The sequence below is a fragment of the Bergeyella anatis genome (assembly GCF_036016955.1).
Classification (GTDB): Bacteria; Bacteroidota; Bacteroidia; order Flavobacteriales; family Weeksellaceae; genus JAYWXI01.
The window spans coordinates 155899-175312 of the sequence record NZ_JAYWXI010000003.1; the positions used below are offsets into that span (position 1 = coordinate 155899).

At 44.3% G+C, this 19414-nt stretch carries 14 protein-coding genes; 2 read left to right on the forward strand and 12 right to left on the reverse strand.

Annotation, left to right across the window (positions count from 1 at the left end; translation table 11 throughout):
• Nucleotides 1-72 precede the first annotated feature (72 nt).
• From VQ048_RS03375 to VQ048_RS03400, 6 genes are all read right to left on the reverse strand, one after another.
• On the reverse strand, nt 73-1050 hold the full coding sequence (locus VQ048_RS03375; RefSeq protein ID WP_327610276.1) for a polyprenyl synthetase family protein: 978 nt from the start codon (nt 1048-1050) through the stop codon (nt 73-75).
• 82 nt (nt 1051-1132) lie between these two features.
• Nucleotides 1133-2005 (reverse strand): hypothetical protein, encoded by an 873-nt coding sequence (locus VQ048_RS03380; RefSeq protein WP_327610277.1) that lies wholly within the window; start codon nt 2003-2005, stop codon nt 1133-1135.
• A gap of 11 nt (nt 2006-2016) precedes the next feature.
• On the reverse strand, nt 2017-3051 hold the full coding sequence (gene rlmN, locus VQ048_RS03385) for a dual-specificity RNA methyltransferase RlmN (protein WP_327610278.1): 1035 nt from the start codon (nt 3049-3051) through the stop codon (nt 2017-2019).
• A gap of 87 nt (nt 3052-3138) precedes the next feature.
• Nucleotides 3139-4188, reverse strand: a complete 1050-nt coding sequence (queA, locus tag VQ048_RS03390) for a tRNA preQ1(34) S-adenosylmethionine ribosyltransferase-isomerase QueA (protein ID WP_327610279.1) — start codon at nt 4186-4188, stop codon at nt 3139-3141.
• Nucleotides 4189-4353: 165 nt separating this feature from the next.
• A complete protein-coding gene (locus VQ048_RS03395; RefSeq protein ID WP_327610280.1) occupies nt 4354-6348 on the reverse strand; it encodes a S9 family peptidase in 1995 nt (664 codons plus the stop codon).
• Between the two features lie 45 nt (nt 6349-6393).
• The gene (locus VQ048_RS03400; RefSeq protein WP_327610281.1) at nt 6394-6738 is read right to left on the reverse strand and encodes a phage holin family protein; all 345 of its coding nucleotides are present in this window, start codon (nt 6736-6738) and stop codon (nt 6394-6396) included.
• Between the two features lie 160 nt (nt 6739-6898).
• On the opposite strand from VQ048_RS03400, the gene VQ048_RS03405 reads away from it, so the two are divergent.
• Nucleotides 6899-7639 (forward strand): DUF2490 domain-containing protein, encoded by a 741-nt coding sequence (locus VQ048_RS03405; protein ID WP_327610282.1) that lies wholly within the window; start codon nt 6899-6901, stop codon nt 7637-7639.
• A 3-nt stretch (nt 7640-7642) separates the two neighbouring features.
• Here VQ048_RS03405 and VQ048_RS03410 read toward each other — a convergent pair whose 3' ends face one another.
• From VQ048_RS03410 to VQ048_RS03425, 4 genes are all read right to left on the reverse strand, one after another.
• Nucleotides 7643-8776, reverse strand: coding sequence for a hypothetical protein (locus VQ048_RS03410; RefSeq protein ID WP_327610283.1), 1134 nt, complete (start codon nt 8774-8776; stop codon nt 7643-7645).
• Nucleotides 8766-9635 (reverse strand): phosphatase PAP2 family protein, encoded by an 870-nt coding sequence (locus tag VQ048_RS03415; RefSeq protein ID WP_327610284.1) that lies wholly within the window; start codon nt 9633-9635, stop codon nt 8766-8768. The genes VQ048_RS03410 and VQ048_RS03415 overlap by 11 nt, the downstream gene beginning before the upstream one ends.
• 211 nt (nt 9636-9846) lie before the next feature.
• Entirely contained in the window at nt 9847-13200 is a 3354-nt protein-coding gene (gene ccsB / locus VQ048_RS03420) for a c-type cytochrome biogenesis protein CcsB (protein ID WP_327610285.1), read from the reverse strand.
• A 6-nt stretch (nt 13201-13206) separates the two neighbouring features.
• Complete coding sequence (locus tag VQ048_RS03425; protein ID WP_327610286.1) at nt 13207-13440, reverse strand: hypothetical protein; 234 nt, start codon at nt 13438-13440, stop codon at nt 13207-13209.
• A 37-nt stretch (nt 13441-13477) separates the two neighbouring features.
• Here VQ048_RS03425 and VQ048_RS03430 point away from each other — a divergent pair, with 37 nt between their 5' ends.
• Nucleotides 13478-13921, forward strand: a complete 444-nt coding sequence (locus VQ048_RS03430) for a phosphohydrolase (protein ID WP_327610287.1) — start codon at nt 13478-13480, stop codon at nt 13919-13921.
• A 223-nt stretch (nt 13922-14144) separates the two neighbouring features.
• On the opposite strand, the gene VQ048_RS03435 is transcribed toward VQ048_RS03430, so the two are convergent.
• Together VQ048_RS03435 and purB are read right to left on the reverse strand one after the other, a co-directional pair.
• On the reverse strand, nt 14145-17834 hold the full coding sequence (locus VQ048_RS03435; protein WP_327610288.1) for a phosphoribosylformylglycinamidine synthase: 3690 nt from the start codon (nt 17832-17834) through the stop codon (nt 14145-14147).
• An 86-nt stretch (nt 17835-17920) separates the two neighbouring features.
• On the reverse strand, nt 17921-19348 hold the full coding sequence (gene purB / locus VQ048_RS03440; protein WP_327610289.1) for an adenylosuccinate lyase: 1428 nt from the start codon (nt 19346-19348) through the stop codon (nt 17921-17923).
• Between the last annotated feature and the right edge of the window lie 66 nt (nt 19349-19414).

Sequence of the window (19414 nt, forward strand, 5' to 3'; positions counted from 1 at the left end):
TAGAGTTTTACAAATATACGCATTTTGGAAAAATCAATAAAATAAAGCGGAAATCTTTGACCGCAAAAAGAACTAAAATTTACGTTCAATCACGTAATCCAGCATAAGATGAAGCGATTTTTTAGCTTCGGACTCCGGGAATTCTTCCAGTAATGCCTTGGCTTTCTGCTGAAAATCCTTCATAACTCCGATGGCATAATCCAAACCGCCCGATGCTTTGACAAAAGCTATAAGCTCTTTTACCCGCTCTTTTTTGTTATTGTATCGTTTGATGGTATCAAAATAATACTTGTAATCTTTCTCGCTGGCATTTTTTAAGGCATAAATCAGAGGAAGGGTCATTTTCTGCTCTTTAATGTCAATCCCGACCGGCTTACCGATCACATTGGAACTGAGGTAATCGAACAAATCGTCCTTAATCTGAAAAGCCATCCCCGTATAAGTTCCGAAATCCCTCATCTTCTCGGCCACCGATTCGTCGGCGTTGTTGGAAAGCACCCCGATTTCGCAACATGCCGCAATCAAAGTAGCGGTTTTCTGACGGATGATTTCATAATAAACCGGTTCGGTAATGTCCAGTTTGCGAGCTTTTTCCAATTGCAATAATTCTCCTTCGCTCATTTCCCGGATAGTGCGGGAAATTACCGCCAGTAAATCGTAATCCTGATGATCCGTGGAAAGCAAAACCGATTTGGAAAGCAAGTAATCCCCTACCAAAACGGCAATCTTGTTTTTCCACAAAGCATTAATCGAAAAGAAATTTCTCCGTTTCAAACTCTCGTCCACCACGTCGTCATGAACCAACGTTGCCGTATGAATGAGTTCTATCATCGAAGCTCCCCGAAAGGTTTTCTCCGTTACCGACCCTACCAATTGCGCGCAGAGAAATACAAACATCGGGCGCATTTGTTTCCCCTTGGTCGTTACGATAAAGCGCGTTACTTTATCCAACAAAGGCACATTGCTCTGCATGGACTCGTAAAACTTTTTTTCAAAAAGTTTCATTTCGTCACTTATCGGTCTTTTGATTTCTTCTACGATATTGCCCACAATTAATCAGATATGAATGGTATTTTACAGAATAAAACGAAAGCAAATATAATCAATTTTCTGTCACGGCGTCTTAGGATATTTATTTAAGTTCCGTTTGGGGAATGAAATAAAGCCGCTGCGGAACTTTAAACGGGCGACGATGAAAACGCTCTCCTGAAATGTAAATCCCTTCTTTCGTTACGGCAATGCCTTCAATCTGTCCCACGGAAGACGTCATCCCCAAGTAATACTTTGTCGCTTTTCCTCCAAAAAAACGACCGTTTTCATCCCGCTCGAATATTGTAAGGTAAGCCTCCATTTTTTTGGTATAGCCAACGGTATAGAGTTTTCCATCGTAATAAGCCGCATCCGTTGCCACATAGCCCAACGGGTATTCTTCCAATTTCCGAGCCGCAACGGGTTCGCTTCCCGTTCCGGAGGCTGGAAGCACATAGTGCGATGTACGGTACGAAAGCCATTCTTTGGTGAAAAGGTGAAGCTCACCATCAATAAAAACCGCCGACTCCGCATCCCAATCATTGGCCTGGGGTTTGCGGACAAACGAGGTTTGCTCAGGGTAATAAAAACGGATGGTCTCAACCGTTTCCATGGAGTCCGCTGCAACTTTGTAAAATTTTAAATCCTGTCGCGTCCCCCAATTGTTACCGATATCGGCAACGTAAAAAAAAGAACCGCCGCAAGCCAGAGCCTCCCAATCGAAGTTAGCCGCTCCCGAAATCGGATAAGTCCGAACAAGCCGACCGTCTTGAGGAGCCAATTCGTAAAGTTCAGCGGCATTTCCACTGTCATTAAGCGTAAATAAGCGGTCTTTGTAAAACGACAACGCCGAGGTTTCCTCCACTTTGTCGTCCAGGTCGGCTACTTTGTATTTTTTCAGCTTTAACCATTCGTAAGACTGACCGTAAACACCTGCCGAAAAGGCCATCGCAAAAGCCACCCAAAGTTTAGTCATGCATTTGAATTTTATTCGGTTCCTTTATTAGCTAATTGGCCGCAGGCGGCATCAATATCTCCGCCTCTGCTCCGCCGTACCATCACGGTGATTCCCGCTTTGGTCAGTTCGCGAACGTAATGCTCTTCCGCCGCTACGCTTCGGTGGTCAAATTTTCCTTCTCCTATCGGATTGTATTGGATGAGATTTACCTTGGAGGGAACCTTCCGACAATAGTTGATTAAAGCCTTGATATGGCGTTCGTCGTCGTTAATCCCCTTCCAAACACAATATTCAAAAGTGATTGCGCTTCCCGTTTTTTCGTACCAATACTGTAGCGCTTCCATGATTTCCGTCAATGGGAACTTGGTGGAAAAAGGCATGATTTCGTTTCGCGTCTGCTCCACAGCCGAATGGAGTGATAAAGCCAATTTGACTTTAAGATCTTCGTCCGCCAGCCGCTTAATCATTTTGGGGATTCCCGAAGTCGAAACCGTAATACGCCGCGCTGACATCCCTAAACCTTCCGGTTGGGTGATTTTACGGATGGCATCCACCACGTTGTTGTAGTTCATCATCGGTTCTCCCATCCCCATAAACACAATATTGGACAAAGGTCGATCAAAATACAATCGGCTTTGCCGGTCAATTAAAGCGACCTGATCCACGATTTCTGCCACTTCTAAATTTCGCATTCGTTTAAGTCTTGCCGTTGCACAAAACTCGCAGTTTAACGAACACCCCACTTGGGACGAAACGCAGGCTGTTGTACGCGTTTCTGTTGGAATAAGAACCGACTCAACCATAAGGCCGTCATGCAATTTCACGCCATTCTTGATGGTTCCGTCTTTGGATTTCTGAAGCAAATCTACCGAAACCGGATTAATCACAAACGTCTCCGAAAGTTTTTCGCGGAGTGGTTTGGACAAATTGGTCATCTCCTCGATGGAATGAAGATTTTTACTCCAAATCCAATCGTAGACCTGTTTGGCACGGAAAGGCTTTTCGCCAATCTGAACGAAATAATCGGTCAATTCTTGCAGCGATAATGTTCTTATGTCTTTCATTTCGGACGGAAAATTATAAATTAGGGTGTCGTTTTAAAAAACAACACCCACTTTTCTTTTTTATTAAAACGATAGTCTCATTATCGGTTAGAGAATGAGCATCGCATCCCCGTAGGAATAAAATTTATACTTCTCCTTAATCGCTTCCTCGTAAGCATGCATGACGAAATCTTTGCCTGCGAAGGCCGCAATCATCATAATTAAGGTTGATTTCGGCGTATGGAAGTTGGTAATCATGGCATTGGCCACCCCGAACTCGTGCGGAGGGTAAATAAATTTGTTGGTCCAGCCATGGTAAGGCCCGATTTTCTTGTTGGACGAAACCGAAGTTTCCAAAGCCCGCATGGTGGTGGTTCCTACCGCACAAACCCGACGGTTTTCTTCCACCGCCTTATTGATGATTTCCGCGTTAAGCTGATCGATAATCGCCTCTTCGGATTCCATCTTATGCTTGCTCAAATCTTCCACCTCGATAGGATTGAACGTCCCTAAACCGACATGAAGCGTAACCTCGGCAAAATCAATCCCTTTAATCTCCAAACGTTTCATCAGATGTTTGGAAAAGTGAAGCCCCGCCGTAGGTGCCGCAACCGCTCCTTCGTGCTTGGCATAAATCGTTTGGTAACGCTCGGCATCCTCAGGTTCCACCGCCCGTTTAATGTATTTCGGAAGTGGGGTTTCGCCCAGCTCCTTCAACTTGGCACGGAACTCCTCATAGCTTCCGTCGTACAAGAATCGAAGCGTTCTTCCTCTGGAAGTTGTATTGTCGATAACTTCGGCCACCAAGGATTCGTCCTCGGTAAAGAACAATTTATTACCAATTCGTATTTTCCGAGCCGGATCCACCAAAACATCCCAAACCCGGGTTTCGCGATCCAATTCTCTAAGAAGAAAGACCTCTATCTTGGCTCCCGTTTTTTCCTTATTGCCATAAAGACGGGCCGGAAACACTTTGGTATTATTGAAGATGAATAAATCCCCTTCGTCGAAATAGTCGATAACGTCTTTGAAAAGTTTATGTTCGATGGTTTCGTCTTTTCGGTTAAGCACCATCAAACGAGCTTCATCTCTATGCTCGGAAGGATGCTCGGCAAGCAGTTCCGCAGGAAGATCGAAATTAAAATCAGATGTTTTCATGCAATAAAATTTACGGATTTTATATTAAAAAATAAAGCGGCAAAGATACAATATCAAACGGGCATTGTCAAGCCCTTCGGATAAAATAGGAAAAATAACCTTTTCAAAGGTTTCCTCCCCTCCTTCCCAAAAAAAATCGGATGCCTAAAACATCCGATGATAAAATTATAAGGTTTCTTTCAGCCATCCGAAAAACTCCCTTTGCCAAACCAATGCGTTGTGGGCATTCAGCACCCAGTGGTTTTCGTCCGGGTAGTAAAGGAATTTGGATTTCAATCCCTTCAAACGAGCCGTCTGGAAGGCCTGGTTCCCTTGCTCGTACGGCACGCGGAAATCCAACCCACCCTGAATAATCATAATCGGAGCGTTCCAATTTTGGCTGTAAAGGCTCGGATTAAATTCCGTATAGGCCTTTGGTGTAGGCGTTTCCCAAGGTGAACCAATATCCCAATTGGCAAAAAACAATTCCTCAGTCGTTCCATACCAAGACTTCATGTCGTAAAGCCCGTTATGTGCAATAAACGATTTGAAACGGTTTCCGTGCACGCCCGCAAGCATATACACACTGTAGCCTCCATAGCTGGCTCCGACGGCCGCCATACGGTCGCCGTCCACAAAAGGAAGTGTTTTGGCATAGTCCGTCGCCGAAAGGTAATCGCGGATCGGCTGCCCTCCCCAATCTTTGGAAATCGCTTCGTTCCACTGTGTTCCCCAGCCCGGCATTCCTCGACGGTTAGGAGCCACCACGATATACCCTTGAGCAGCCATCAAGGCAAAATTCCAACGGATGCTGAACGTTTGGGTCAACGCCGACTGCGGCCCTCCTTGGCAATATACTAACGTAGGATACTTTTTGGTTTCATCGAAATCGGGCGGGTAAATAAACCAAACCCCCATCGATTTGCCGTCTGTGGTTTCAACCATGCGGAGTTCGGTTTTAGAAGGTTTAATCTTCGCGTACGTTTCCGCATTCACCGCAGTTACCTGCTCCATTTTTCCGCCTTTAAGGTTAACCGAAAATAAATCCGCATTATGGTTCATGTCGTTTCTGGAAACCACAAGCGTATTTTTATAATCGGCATAAATCGCATTAACATCGAAATCCCCTTTCGTGATTTGCGTTATTTTCTTAGCCGAAGGACTGAGTGAAAACAATTGCTTTGTCCCCCGAAAAGCCGCCGTATAATAGATCGTTTTGGAATCTGAACTCCAAGCCAAGCCTCCCGTTACGCTCTCGTCCCAATGTTCGGTAAGGTTCGATTTTCGACCCGTTTTCCAGTCAATGAGTTTAATGTCGTTTTTATCCGCCTCAAAACCGTCCCTTTTCATCGACGTATAAAGAAGGTACTTTCCATCGGGGCTGAAAATTGGCTGATTATCATAGCCCTTATTTTCCTCCGTAAGATTACGCACTTTTCCCGAAGCCAAATGGTAGGCAAAAATATCCGTATTGGTCGATTGAACGTAAGCCGCACCGCTTAGCGGTTTAACCACATACAACAATTCTGAAGAATCCGGACTCCAGACAAAATCTTCACTGCCCCCGAAAGGACGCTGAGGCGAATCCCACGCTTTCCCCTCCAAAAGATCCTTGGCCAAAGAAACCGGCTGAGAAACCCCAACCACAAAAACATGATTGTATCGGCCCTCGTTCCAGCGGTCCCAATGGCGGTGATTCAAATCCGTGTAAATCTGAGCGGTAGAATGAGGTACATCCCCATATTTTTCCTTTCCATAGACCGTTTCCACCTGAACTTCCCGACTAAAGGCAATTTGTTTTCCGTCCGGAGAAATCTTGATTTCAACCGCATCCGGAAGCGTGTAAAACGCTTCCCAACTTTTTCCCGCATCTTTGGAAAGATAAATTTGATCCCCTTCTTTGGCGTACAAACCGTTTTTATCCCATTGGATTAAACTCTTCTTTCCTAAATCCAAGGCCGAAGAACGACGTGTTGCCACCTCGAACAGAAAATTAGTAGACTTGGATTTTTCGGTCGCCAAATCCGTACGGCTGACTTTGTAAATCAACGAAGACTGGTCCGGTGAAACCGCCGAAACACTCATTCGGTTAAGCGACCAAAGCACCTCCGGTGTCATCACCTCCTGCGCCTCTACCATCAACGGAGCCGCCAAAGCCACCATGGCATGTTTTAAATTCATATCAAAAGGATTTTTAGTTTAACAATTAAATAAAACTCTAAAAAATTACTTCTCTCCAAGCAAAAGCGACTCCAAAGCCGAAGTAATCAACGACAACAAAATGCTAAAAAAGAAAGCCCACCAAAAGCCATCCACCTGCATCCCAATCACAAAATAGTCGGCAATCAAAACGATTAAAGCATTAATCACCAAAAGGAAAAAGCCCAACGTGAAAACCGTAATAGGAAACCCCACGATTTTTAACAACGGCTTAACCACTACATTGAGAAAAGCCAATACCAAAGCAAAACCAATTGCCGTCGAAAAACGGTCAAAGTGAACTCCCGATAAAACCATCTGAAGCAGATAAGCCGATACCGCCGTGAGCCCCAATCGCATTAAAAATCTCATTTCGTCTTAATTTTAGCCAAAAATAACGTATTATTTGATTTCGTGCAATTTCTCTCGGAGAGGAAAAAAATAAAGAAATGACATATCCCATCCCGAAAATTTTGGCACCGCTAAGTCGGAGTATTAATTTTGCGGTGTTAAACCATCCCATTGCCTTATCGTGACGTTGAATTTCCGTTTCGTTTCAGTCTTTTGCCTTCTTTTGGCCAGTCTTCGTTTGGAGGCTCAGGATGACATTATCCACGAAAATCAGGCTTGGGTGGGCTACATCAATCAAAGTCGGATGAATGAGAGAATAAGTCTATTGAACGACGCTCATTTCGTCCCTAATAGTTTTCTTATTTTAAGAACGGGAGCAATTTATCACTTTTCGCTTGGCGAAAATCTGAAAGGAAGCACCTCTTTGGGATACGCTCATTTGTGGCTCTATCCGCCCGCAAAATCTCCCGACCCCAGCCGAAATGAACACCGACCGTGGGGGCAAACTACGCTAAACCACCAATCGGGAAAATTCGGGTTTTTGCACCGCCTGAGGTACGATGCGCGTTTCCGTCAGCAGGTAACCCATCACCAGCGCACCGACGATTACCTCTTTAACTGGCGCTTCCGTTATTTTGTCCAAGTGAGATACCCCCTGAAGAATTTTCCGGAATCTGGAGCCCAACTCTACGTTTTCAATTCCAACGAGGTGCTTTACGATGCCGGGAAAACCATCAAAAACCATTTTCGGCTCAACCAAAACCGTTACACCATCGGCATAGGTTACCGCTTCAGTCCTACCCTGTCTTTGCAAATCGGTTACCTCAATATGTTAAAAAAAGCCCCTTCTTCTTCTACGCTGACCATGGCTCATACCGCCTCGGTCATGCTGTTTCATAATTTGGATTTCAGAACGAAATAAAATTTAGACCAACGTTTTGGAGAAAATGGTGTACTCTTTATAAAGACGGTACCCCTGAAGACGCTCGATTTCCCGACGCATCTTTGTGTTTTCGCGCATAATTAAATGACTGTCCATCATGTTAAAGCCCAAAGCCTTAGCCGAGTCAATCAGCTTAACTGCTAAAATGGCATCCAATCCTTTGCCCTGCATCTCGTTCTTTACTGCCCCAAGCAGTAAAACCAAACGCTTGGACGTTTTAAACGCTCGCAGGAGATGGTACCACCCTAAAGGCCACAAGCGTCCTCTTCCCTTTTTCACCGCGTCGCTTAGGTCCGGCATGGCAATCACAAAAGCAACCACATTTCGCTCACCATCCCCATGAGTGATGATTTTAACCAACTTAGGATTGAGCAAAGGGATGAAGCGACGGGCAAAATCATCCATTTCTTCTTCCGATATTTTTACAAAACCATAAATATCAGTATAAGTGGCATTAATCAAATTGAACACCGGACGAACAAACGCCTGAATCTGTCGGGTTGAAGTAAATTCGTGAATTTGAAAATTCATTCGCTCAAGCAGACGGCTGCTGTAGACCGCATATTTCTCGGGAACCCCTTCCGAAATAGGCACTTCATACTGGCAAAGTTCGACATACGGGGCATACCCGCTTTCCTCGATAAAATCCACCATGTAAGGAAAATTACAGTTGGTAACCATCATCGTTTTTTCCTGAAAGCCCATCGTCAAAAAGCCCTGAGGCTCTTTATCCGAAAAGCCCATCGGTCCGACAATAAGCGTGCTCTCCTGAGCCAAAGCCCATCGTTCCACCGCCGAAAGTAATGCGTTAAACACTTCCCGATCCTCATTGCATTCAAAATAGGAAAAACGGGCGGTTTTCTGATGTTTTGCCTCATTGTACTCTTTCGGAATGAGCCCCATGATACGGCCTACGGGGTTTCCGTCGCGGTAAGCCAACAAAAGAAGCGTGGCATTATGCTGAAAAGCAGGATTCTTGCTCTTGTCGAAAAAACGTCTTTCATCCATATACAAAGGCGGTATCCACGACGCATGACGGCGGTGAATTTTTTCCGGTAGATAAACAAACGTATGCAGATCCTTCCTGCTTTTAACTTCTCTTATTTCAATACTCATTCTTTCTTAATCCTTTTAATAAACGGGTAAGCCCATAATACACTACGGGAGCACTTGCCAGTCCCCCTACCACATCCACGAAATAATGCGCTTTGATGTATACCGTAGAAAACATCAGCAAAACGACAACCGGCAGAAAGTAAAACAACCATTCCCGTTTGTGGGTCCATACCCAAAGCAGTATAATAACCGCCACCGCCACGTGCGAACTGGGGAAAGCAGCCGTGGGAGCTTCTCCGTTTTGTTGAATTAATTTAATAATCCGTCCGAAAATTCCGTGCGCCTGAATTTGATTTTCCGGAAAAGGGAAAAAAAATTGAGGCCCGAAAGCAGGAACGAAAATAAAGAAAACATAATACGACAAAAAAGACGCAATAACCAAAAATCCAAACGATTCCAAAAGCCCAGGCCGATACCGGTAAAGGTAAAACAGCAAAACCACCGGCATAAGGTAATAAGCAAAATACCCGAAATACATCATCTCACTAAAAAAAGGATGACTCAGCACTTGCGAAAACACGAGAGCCGGTTGTTCTCCGAAAATTTTTTCGTCCCAAGCCATCAGCATCGGATCCACCGAAGGTAAAAACAACCGATTGAGTAATGCCGTTTCTTTGTACAAGACACTCAAAGCTGCATAGGCCAATAAAACCGTCAGCAGAGCCCAAAGCCGGTAACTTACCCTTTGGTGCAGAGCAAAACTAAAACCGAATATTCCCAAAAAAAGAGCCCGATTTCCCATTATTGACGGAGACAGCAGCAATTGCGGATCTTTCCAAGCGACTATTCCTGCCACCAAAAGAAAATAAGCCGTCAGAGGAAGCCAAATAATGGAAGAACGCTTAAAAAGATTTTTCAATTCGAGAAAATTTGCGCAAAATTAAGGATTTCTTTGATTGCGTAAAGATTTATTTTTTTCAGAAAAATCTTCGGTTTAGTTTCTTAATTTTAATTTAGAAGGTTTTTCCCTTGATTGGTTTAACTTTACGAGCCGAAACACCACGTAAAAAACCGTAGCCGCATCTTTTGATGCGGCTACGGTTTAGCTCAATCTAACTGCCTCAAACAATTTAGGGGGTCTTTTTGCTGTTCGCATTAAATTTAATACGGGAAAATACAGCCAATACCACCATTGCCAATGCACCGAGGTAAACCCATAAAGGCACAGGAACGGGATCGCCCGCTGCATAGGAGTGCAGGCCACTAAGGTAATAGTTTACCCCGAAGTAGGTCATAATAATCGAACTGATGGACACCATGGAAGCCACATGAAAAGCCCATCGGCCTCTCAGCCCCGGAACCAAACGCATATGCAATACAAACGCATAAACCATTACCGAAATAAAAGCCCAAGTTTCCTTCGGATCCCAGCTCCAATAACGTCCCCAAGATTCGTTAGCCCAAATGCCTCCAAGGAAAGTTCCCACGGTTAGGGCATACAGTCCTATCGTTAAAGACATTTCGGAAACAATGGTCAATTCCTTAATGGTACTTTCGTTATGCCGTTTAAAGTTGTTTTTATCCGCCAAAATATAGAAAATCAAGCACAGAACAGCAATCACAAACGACAGTCCGAAGAAACCGTAACTTGCCGTAATGATCGCCACATGGATAATTAACCAATACGATTTAAGCACGGGGACCAAAGGGGTAATTTGAGGGTCGAGCGCCGAACCTCCGTGTGCAAATCCCATCATAATCACGGCTACCATAAAACCCGAAGCCGGAATTAAAGCATTGGCATTTTTATACAAAACCAAACCGGCGGTAATCCCCACCCAGGAAATGAATACAATGGCTTCGTAACCGTTACTCCAAGGCGCGTGTCCCGAAATATACCACCGTCCGATTAGTCCAAAAAACTGAAGCACATAGCCGATGCATCCCACCGCAATGAGCCCTTTGATGATTTTGTTCAGCATTTTATTAGGACGGAATAATTCGATAAAGCCCAAAAGAACCAAAAGCCCTCCGATAAAGGTATAGAAAATCAACAGTTTAAAATTGATGTCAACTTTATTCATGAAAACTTCCAGATCCACTTTGCTTTTGGCTGGAACCACATTTTTTCCCCAGGTTTGTTGGTACTGAGAAAGCTTTTCCAATTCTTTATCCGCCTTTGCCCAGTTGCCGCTCTGTTGGGCATCCAATACGGACGAAAAATAAGGCCCCATCACGTTCTGAGCCTCCATGTCCGGCTCAAAATTTTTATCCAACCAAGAGTGCCACGTAGAATTTGGGTCGTTTTTCACCGGAACGATACGCATGAGCTGACCACTGAAAAATTCATTAAAAATCTGAACCCTCTCGTTCACCTTAATAACTTCTTTATCGTAGTTGCTCTGTTCGGCAGGTTTTTTGGCAAACGCCTCCTGATAATCCTCCTCTAAAACATACCTTAGGTTTCCATTGCCATCGGACGGAAATAGGTTCATCAGACTGGTGTATCCGTCTTCGTTGGCTTTGGTCTTTCTTCTTAGTTCTTCTCCGCCTTTGTCGCCGATTTTAATCATTGGAACCATAGCCCAGCTCGGCGCGTCGGTATTGACGGAAAGAAACCATTGTTCCGCCGTAAGGTATTTGTCTTTTTTGGAGTCGTAAAACTTATCCCTTTTGTAAAGTTTTCGCAATACATCCAAGGCTTGCGTGTTAAGGGGAACAATACGTCCTTCGTAGTTTTGAACCAAAAGATAGCCGAATTTTTCAGCGTGTTCTTTTGATATTTTGTTTCGGGCAATGGCTTCTTCCGGCGAAATTACCCGCATAGCCGCCATGGAGCGTGCCACCGAATTTTGCGATTTTGCTTCCGATTTCACCTTTTCTTCCGTCTTATGTGCACTATCGGCATGCAGTGTTCCGTCGGCGTGCCTGTGCATTCCTTCCGCAGGCTGTTCGGTGATTTTTTGATGGTCGCGGCTTCCGTCGTGCGTGCCGTGGGTTTCTATCTTCTGCGCTCCTATTCCCAAGGACATCAGCAGTGCCAAAACCGTAACCGTCTTCTTTTTATTTAAATTTCTAAGCATCGAATTGAGTTTCCAAAAGTGTGTTCCCTTCCAAAAGAAAATGACAAACATCGAAACAAAAAGAAGGAAATACCCTATGTAAGTGATTAAAGTCCCCCACCAATCGTGATTGACGGAAAGGTGGGTCCCCCGCTGATCTTGGTCGAAACTGGCTTGAAAAAAACGATACCCTTTGTGATTCAATACGTTGTTCATATAGATTTTGTAGGGAGTTTGTTTTCCTTCATCAATGATTTGAACATGACTTTCGTAAGCACTCGGCGACGAACTTCCCGGATACGTTTCCATGACGAAATCATCCAGCTTCAGGGCAAAAGGTGTATGATAGACCTTCGGTCCGAATCCCAGCATGACGTTCATTCCGTCCAGTGTAATTTGTTTAAAAAGATTGGGGTTCCCTTTTTCAACCGGAAGTTCCACTTGGGTTTTTGTGACAGGCCCCTGAACCTCTACGAGCAACTGATCCGGTAATGCCCGGTCTTTCTTTTTATCGCCTTCAAACGCTTTTAGCGTTCCTTTCCGAAGCCCTTCCGGAACCACAATTCGATTATCGCCAATGGTATAGAGGCTTCGCAGGCTCAAAGGTTGGTATTCTTCTTTTTTCACCTCGCCGTTCTGTTGGGTTGCCATAACCATATAATTGGCATCAACAGGCGTTTTGATATACAATTTTCCATCCTCTCCTTTTTTGAATTCGATGGCCCCCTCAATGGGACGATTGAAACTCACCAAAGTTCCCTTCATGGATTTGGACTCGCCACTTTTCAAAAAGTAATCCACCCTTCCGTTATCTCCGGCGTAGACGAAATGCAGGTATTCCGTCCCGTTGTTATCCGCAATAAGACTGTCCTTTTTCCTTTGAACATAAGCCAGTTGTTTCACGCTAATCTTTTTGCCGTGGTAGTCGTAGCTGGCATTGAAGCGGTGAGGAAGCAAACGACCAATAATCGATTTTTCCCTTGCCACATCCGGCACCATCATAAAAGGAATATCTTGATAATTAAGCACTTCCCCTTTTTCTTCAATTTGAATTTTGAAGAAGTTTTTATCCGTGATGATTTCGTTGGAGGTTTCGCCCTCGCGTATCAACATCAGCCCTTCGTAACTGATATAACGGGTGATCGCCCCTCCGACAAAAATAAAAACAAAAGCCAAGTGGAAAATAAGTACCGGCAGTTTTTCCTTTCGCCAAAGACGGTAGCGTTCGATATTTCCCACGAAATTTAGGATTAGAAGAAGCATCACCAATTCAAACCACTTGGCCTCGTAGATCAAAGCCTTGGCCGTAGGAGTTCCGTAGTCATTCTCCAAAAAAGTGGCATACGCCATTGCAAAAGCGTAAACGACAAAAAGAACCGCCATGGTTCGGGTCGAAATAAGAATATTCTGTATTGTTTTCATAAAAATTCAATCTGTTGAAAAACAAGATTTTGAAGTTGAAAAATCTTTTGCATTCGCTTTTTCCGGTTGGGGCAAAAAGACAGAAAGCCTTGCAAAAATACGTTCTATAAATTTAATATGCGAATTTGAAAACCAAATTTTTACAAGGCTTGTTTTGCCTTTCTTAGGGACAAAAAACGAGGTATGGTAAAAAATCAGGTTTTTAATCCCCAAATAAAATCCATGAAAAACCATCGGCATTGAAGGGATTTAGTATTTTTGCACCAATAATTTGGTTATGACAAAAGAAGCATTGCTAAATAAAGCTATAAAAATAGCGGATAAGGCCCACAAAGGACAAACCGACAAGTACGATGCACCCTATATCGGCCATGTCATGCGGGTTACCCATTACGGCAAAACTTTGGACGAAAAAATTGTTGGAGCGTTGCATGACGTGGTGGAAGATTGTGAAGATTTCGATTTCGACTACCTTCGGAGCGAAGGCTTTCCCGAGTACATTCTTTTTGCGGTAAAGTGCCTTACCAAACTCGACAAAGACGAACCTTACGACGATTTCATCAGAAGGATTGAAGCGTCGCCCTTAGCCGTTGCCGTGAAAATAAACGATTTGAGGGACAATATGGATTTGCGCCGTCTGAACAAACCTCTTTCGGAAAAAGACCTGAAGCGGTTTAACAAATACCTGAAAGCTTACCGTTATTTGGTTGAGAAGTATTAAGGGGGAAAGCTATCATTCTATTCGAACCCGAAAAATAGTATCCGAAATTTGGTTATCGCTAAGCCGATGAATTCGGAAAAGAACCACCATCTGATGTTTCGTGGTTGTTAGTTATATGAGATTAAAAAAGCATCCTAAAAAGGATGCTTTTTTTGGTGGGTTCATTCTTTTCAAAAAACGGAGCGATCATGCTCCGTTTCTTTGGTTTTTAAGATTAATAGAATTACTTAAAGTAATCCACTCCGTTTTTAAAGATGTTGTGGTAGTTGGCGTCGGGAATGTTTTTCAGTAAACCTTCGGCGTAGCGCTCCGGATGTCCCATACGGCCATAAATTTTGCCGCATTCGCTGGTAATTCCCTCTATTCCGAAGAACGAATTATTCGGGTTAAACGGCATACCGTGAGCCACATTGCCTTCCAAATCAACGTATTGTGTAGCAATCTGTCCTTTTTGGTAGAGCTCACTCAAAACTGCTTCATTGGCAATAAAGCGTCCTTCTCCGTGCGAAATAGGAATGGTGTAAATCTGATTTTTCATTCCCTTCAGCCATGGGGAAGCATCGTTGACTACTTTTACGTGAACCATTTGGGAAATATGTCGTCCAATGGCATTGTGTGCCAATGTTGGCGAATGCTCATTTAAATCGCGAATCTGCCCGTAAGGCAAAAGCCCCGATTTCACCAAAGCCTGAAAGCCGTTGCAAATTCCCAAAATCATACCGTCTCTTTCCAAAAGACGATGGACTGCCGCTTTCATTTTTTCGTTTTTCAAAACGTTAACGATGAATTTTGCCGAACCGTCCGGCTCATCTCCTGCAGAGAACCCTCCCGAAAACACGAGAATTTGAGATTGGTCAATGGCTTTGGCCCAAGCGTCGATGCTTTCACTAAGCCTTTGGGGATTCAGATTGACTAAAGGCAGGCTGCTGACCTCTGCGCCTTCTTTTCTGAACGCATTTTGGGTTTCGTACTCGCAGTTGGTTCCTGGAAATACCGGAGCAAAAACTTTGGGTTTGGCCAAGCCGTGCGAGCCGATATACACCGTTTTTTGCGTTTTTCCGTTAAGAGCTTCGTCCAAATTGACTACCACTTTGTCTTTTTCTTTCGTGGAAAATAAAGGTTCAAAAGTGGATTTATAGGCGGTTTTAAGCTCTTCGATATCAAAGAGTTCTCCGTTAATGTTCAGAGAGCCTTGTTCGATGACTCTACCAATTTCACGGCATCCTCTTCCATCCCAGTCGCCTTTCACTTCCATAATCATGGAACCGATGGCTTTCTCCAAAAGAAGGTTTTCCTCCAGGTTCACATCAGCTCCCAATCCGTTTCCAAAAGCCATTTTGGCCAAGGCAACCGCTACTCCCCCCTGTTTAATGGTTTTAACTGATACGATTTTCCCTTCTCTAATTCCGTTGTAAATGCCCTCGAAAGCTTCTTTCAATCGGTCATAATCCGGCATGCCGTCCGCTTTCGCCTGATGGTGGAATAGGTAAATTCGGTTTCCTGCTTTTTTGAACTCGGGCGAAACCACCTCGGATTTGCGCCCGTGAGCACAAGCAAACGAAATAAGCGTCGGAGGAACGTTCAGCTCCTGATACGATCCGCTCATACTGTCTTTCCCGCCAATGGCAGCCAGTTTAAAATTCATTTGGGCATCGTAGGCTCCTAAAAGGGAAGCCAGTGGTTTGCCCCATTTTTCGTCGTGATGTCCTAATTTTTCAAAATATTCCTGAAAACTCAGGCGGATATTTCGATAATCGCCTCCCATAGCCACGATTTTTGCCACACTTTCCACCACGGCATTGGCCGCTCCGATCATGGAGTTGGTGCTGGAAAGCTCCGCATCAAAGCCCCAAGAAGCCATCGAAACCGTTTCTACATCGCAAGCGTGCAATACCGGAAGCGTCTGTACACTTCCCTCCATTAAGGTTTCCTGATAACGTCCGCCGTAAGGCATCGCCACGGAGGTTCCTCCCACGGAAGCATCGAACATTTCGACCAGCCCTTTCTGCGAAGCCACGTTTTTATCCTGAAGCAACGCCAAGAAATTAGCTTTATTGAAAGGAAGATGGGACGAGGTTACATTTTTAAGGTGGGCCACTTCCACCGATTGGGATTTGGCACAACCGTTGGTATCCAAAAATGCACGACTCAAATCCACAATTTTCTGTCCTTGCCAAAACATCTGCATCCGACCGCTGTCGGTTACTTTAGCAATCTCAAAAGCGTGGATGTTCTCTTTTTGACAAAACTCGATGAATTGGGTTTTGTCCTTTGCCTCAATCACCACCGCCATTCTCTCCTGAGATTCGGAAATCGCCAGTTCCGTTCCGTTAAGCCCATCGTATTTCAGAGGCATTACGTCCAAGTGAATTTCCAAAGATTCTGCAATTTCACCAATGGCGACCGAAACTCCACCAGCTCCGAAATCGTTCGATTTTTTAATTAAACGGGTTACTTCCGGGTTACGGAACAGACGCTGGATTTTGCGCTCTTCCACTGCATTCCCTTTCTGAACTTCCGTAGACAGCGTATGGATGGAGGTTTCATCCTGTTCCTTAGAACTTCCCGTCGCACCGCCTACCCCATCTCTTCCCGTCGCGCCTCCCAAAACGATAACCACATCGCCCGGCAGAGGTTTTTCCCTTTTTACCCAGTCTTTTGGCACTGCTCCTACCACAAAACCGACTTCCATCCGTTTCGCTTTATACCCCTCGTGATAAATTTCATTTACCATTGTGGTTGCCAGACCAATCTGATTACCGTAAGAGGAATACCCGTTGGCCGCCTGCTTACTAATGGTTCTTTGAGGGAGTTTTCCCGGAAGGGTTTGGGAGACCGGTTCCAAAACATCCGCCGCTCCCGTCAAACGCATGGCCTGATAAACATAAGCCCGACCAGATAAAGGATCCCGAATCGCCCCACCCAAACAAGTGGACGCCCCACCAAAGGGTTCAATTTCCGTGGGGTGGTTGTGGGTTTCGTTTTTAAACAAAAGATACCATGGCTCTTTCTTTCCGTCGTATTCGGCCTCAATCTCAACCGTACACGCATTAATTTCGTCCGAGACCACCAAATTATCCAGTGCCCCGGTTTTATATAAATATTTCGCCGAAATTGTCCCCAAATCCATCAGGGAAATCGGACGATTTTCCCGCCCCAAAAAAGCGCGTTTCGCCTTATAATCTTCAAAAATACGTTCTAAAACCTCCTGATACTCTCCCGAAAAGCGGACATTTGTAAGAGCCGTCTCGAACGTGGTATGACGGCAGTGATCGCTCCAGTAAGTATCCAGAACTTTAAGTTCGGTTTCGGTAGGATCCCGATCCTCGGATTGGTAGTAACGCTGGATGTGTTCCAAATCATCCAGTCCAAACGCAAAGCCATGGGCTTGGTAAAACTCGGCCAATGCGTCTTTAGAAAAATCTTTAAATCCTTCGTAAGTCAAAACCGCTTCGGGAGTCTCTTGTTTAGGCACTTCCAAAACCGACAAATCCTTCTCCTGACTCTCGACTTTATTGATGAGCAAATCTTTGACCCGAGCCAAATCTTCCTTGTCGATTCCAAAGAGTTCAATCAACTTCCCACTCCGAACCTCCGAACACTCGTTCCCCGTCAAAAGGGTAATGCACTGCTGTGCCGAATCAGCCCTTTGATCGTATTGCCCCGGAAGGTATTCCGTTGCAAAATAAAGCGACTGTGCCGGGTTATCCCGATGGAACAAATCCGTTACCGGATCCACGAAAGTCGTATGAAGAACCTTGTCAAATTCTTCGTCGCTGACGCCAAAAACGTCATAAATCGTATAAACCTTAACCTGTTGGATATGGGGAATAATGTTTTTGATCTCATTGAAAACCTTAGGGCTTTCCACGTCAAACAACCCTCTTTTCTCTACAAATAGTCTTTTGCTCATGTTTATTTTTTGAAATACTAGGCTAACGCCCTGCCTTGGTTCTTAATTAAAAAGTGCAGCCGACAAGACTGCACGAAACGATTAAATCAAACTTTCAGATCCACTTCCAAGCCGATTTCATGCGCATAACGATCGATAATCGGTTGCGCTTCGTTACGGATAAATTCCTCGGTCTGAACCGGAGCAAATCCAATGAAGTTTTTAGGATCCAGAACTTCCATGATTTTGGTTTTATCCATTCTTAAGCGCTCATCGTTCATCATACGTTGCAATAAATCGTTTTCCTTGCCTTCCATTTTTACTTTTTTACTGGCTTCCATGGAATGCTGACGGATAATTTCATGAATCTCTTGGCGGTCGCCTCCTGCCTTAACCTCCTCCATAATAATGTACTCGGTCGCCATAAAAGGAAGTTCCTCCATGATATGCTTGTTGATACGGTTTTCGTACACCACCAAACCGCTCATAATGTTATTCCAAATCAAAAGAATTGCATCCACTGCCAAAAACGCCTGTGGAATGGTCAACCGCTTATTGGCCGAATCATCCAACGTCCTTTCAAACCATTGCGTGGAAGCCACCATCGCCGAACTGGACGAAAGTGACATAACGTACTTCGCCAAAGCTCCAATCCTCTCCGAGCGCATCGGATTTCGCTTATAAGCCATTGCCGAAGAGCCAATTTGATTTTTTTCAAACGGTTCTTCAATTTCTTTAAGATTTTGCAAAAGCCGCAAATCGTTGGTAAATTTATGAGCCGATTGCGCGATATTAGATAGTAAAGCAACCACTTTGGCGTCCACTTTCCGATCGTAAGTTTGCCCCGAAACTCCAAAAACCTTATCGAACCCAAAGCGAGCCGACAAAGCCTTATCCAAATGTTTCACCTTGGCATAGTCCCCACCAAAAAGCTCCAAAAAGCTGGCGGCCGTTCCCGTGGTTCCCTTAACCCCTCGAAAACGGAGCGTTTCGAGGAAAAATTCAAGCTCCTCAAAATCCAAAATAAGAGATTGAAGCCACAAAGTCGCCCGTTTACCGACCGTCGTCAACTGGGCCGGCTGAAAATGAGTAAACCCAAGCGTCGGCAAATCTTTATACTTCAAAGCAAAGTCCGAAAGATTTTTGATGACGTTAACCAACTGCTTACGGATAATAAGTAAACCGTCTCTAATCTGGATTAAATCCGTATTATCCCCCACAAAAGCCGAGGTCGCCCCCAAATGAATAATCCCTTTAGCCAAAGGAGCGACGTCACCATACGTATGCACGTGCGCCATCACATCATGACGGAATTTTTTCTCGTATTCAGCGGCTTTTTGATAATCAATATTAGTGGCTTGATCTTTAAGCTGTTGGATTTGTTCGTCCGTGATGTCTAACCCCAGTTCTTTCTCGATTTCTGCCAAGGCGATCCAAAGCTTTCTCCAATTTTGAAATTTGTTGTCCGGTGAAAAGTTAAAAAGCATCTCCTTGCTGGAATAACGCTCTTCCAACGGGTTCTTATAGGCATCCATTAATTAAATTTACTTTTATTTAGATGCACAAAAATAGTTTTTTTTACGGAGATTTAAAAGAAGAAC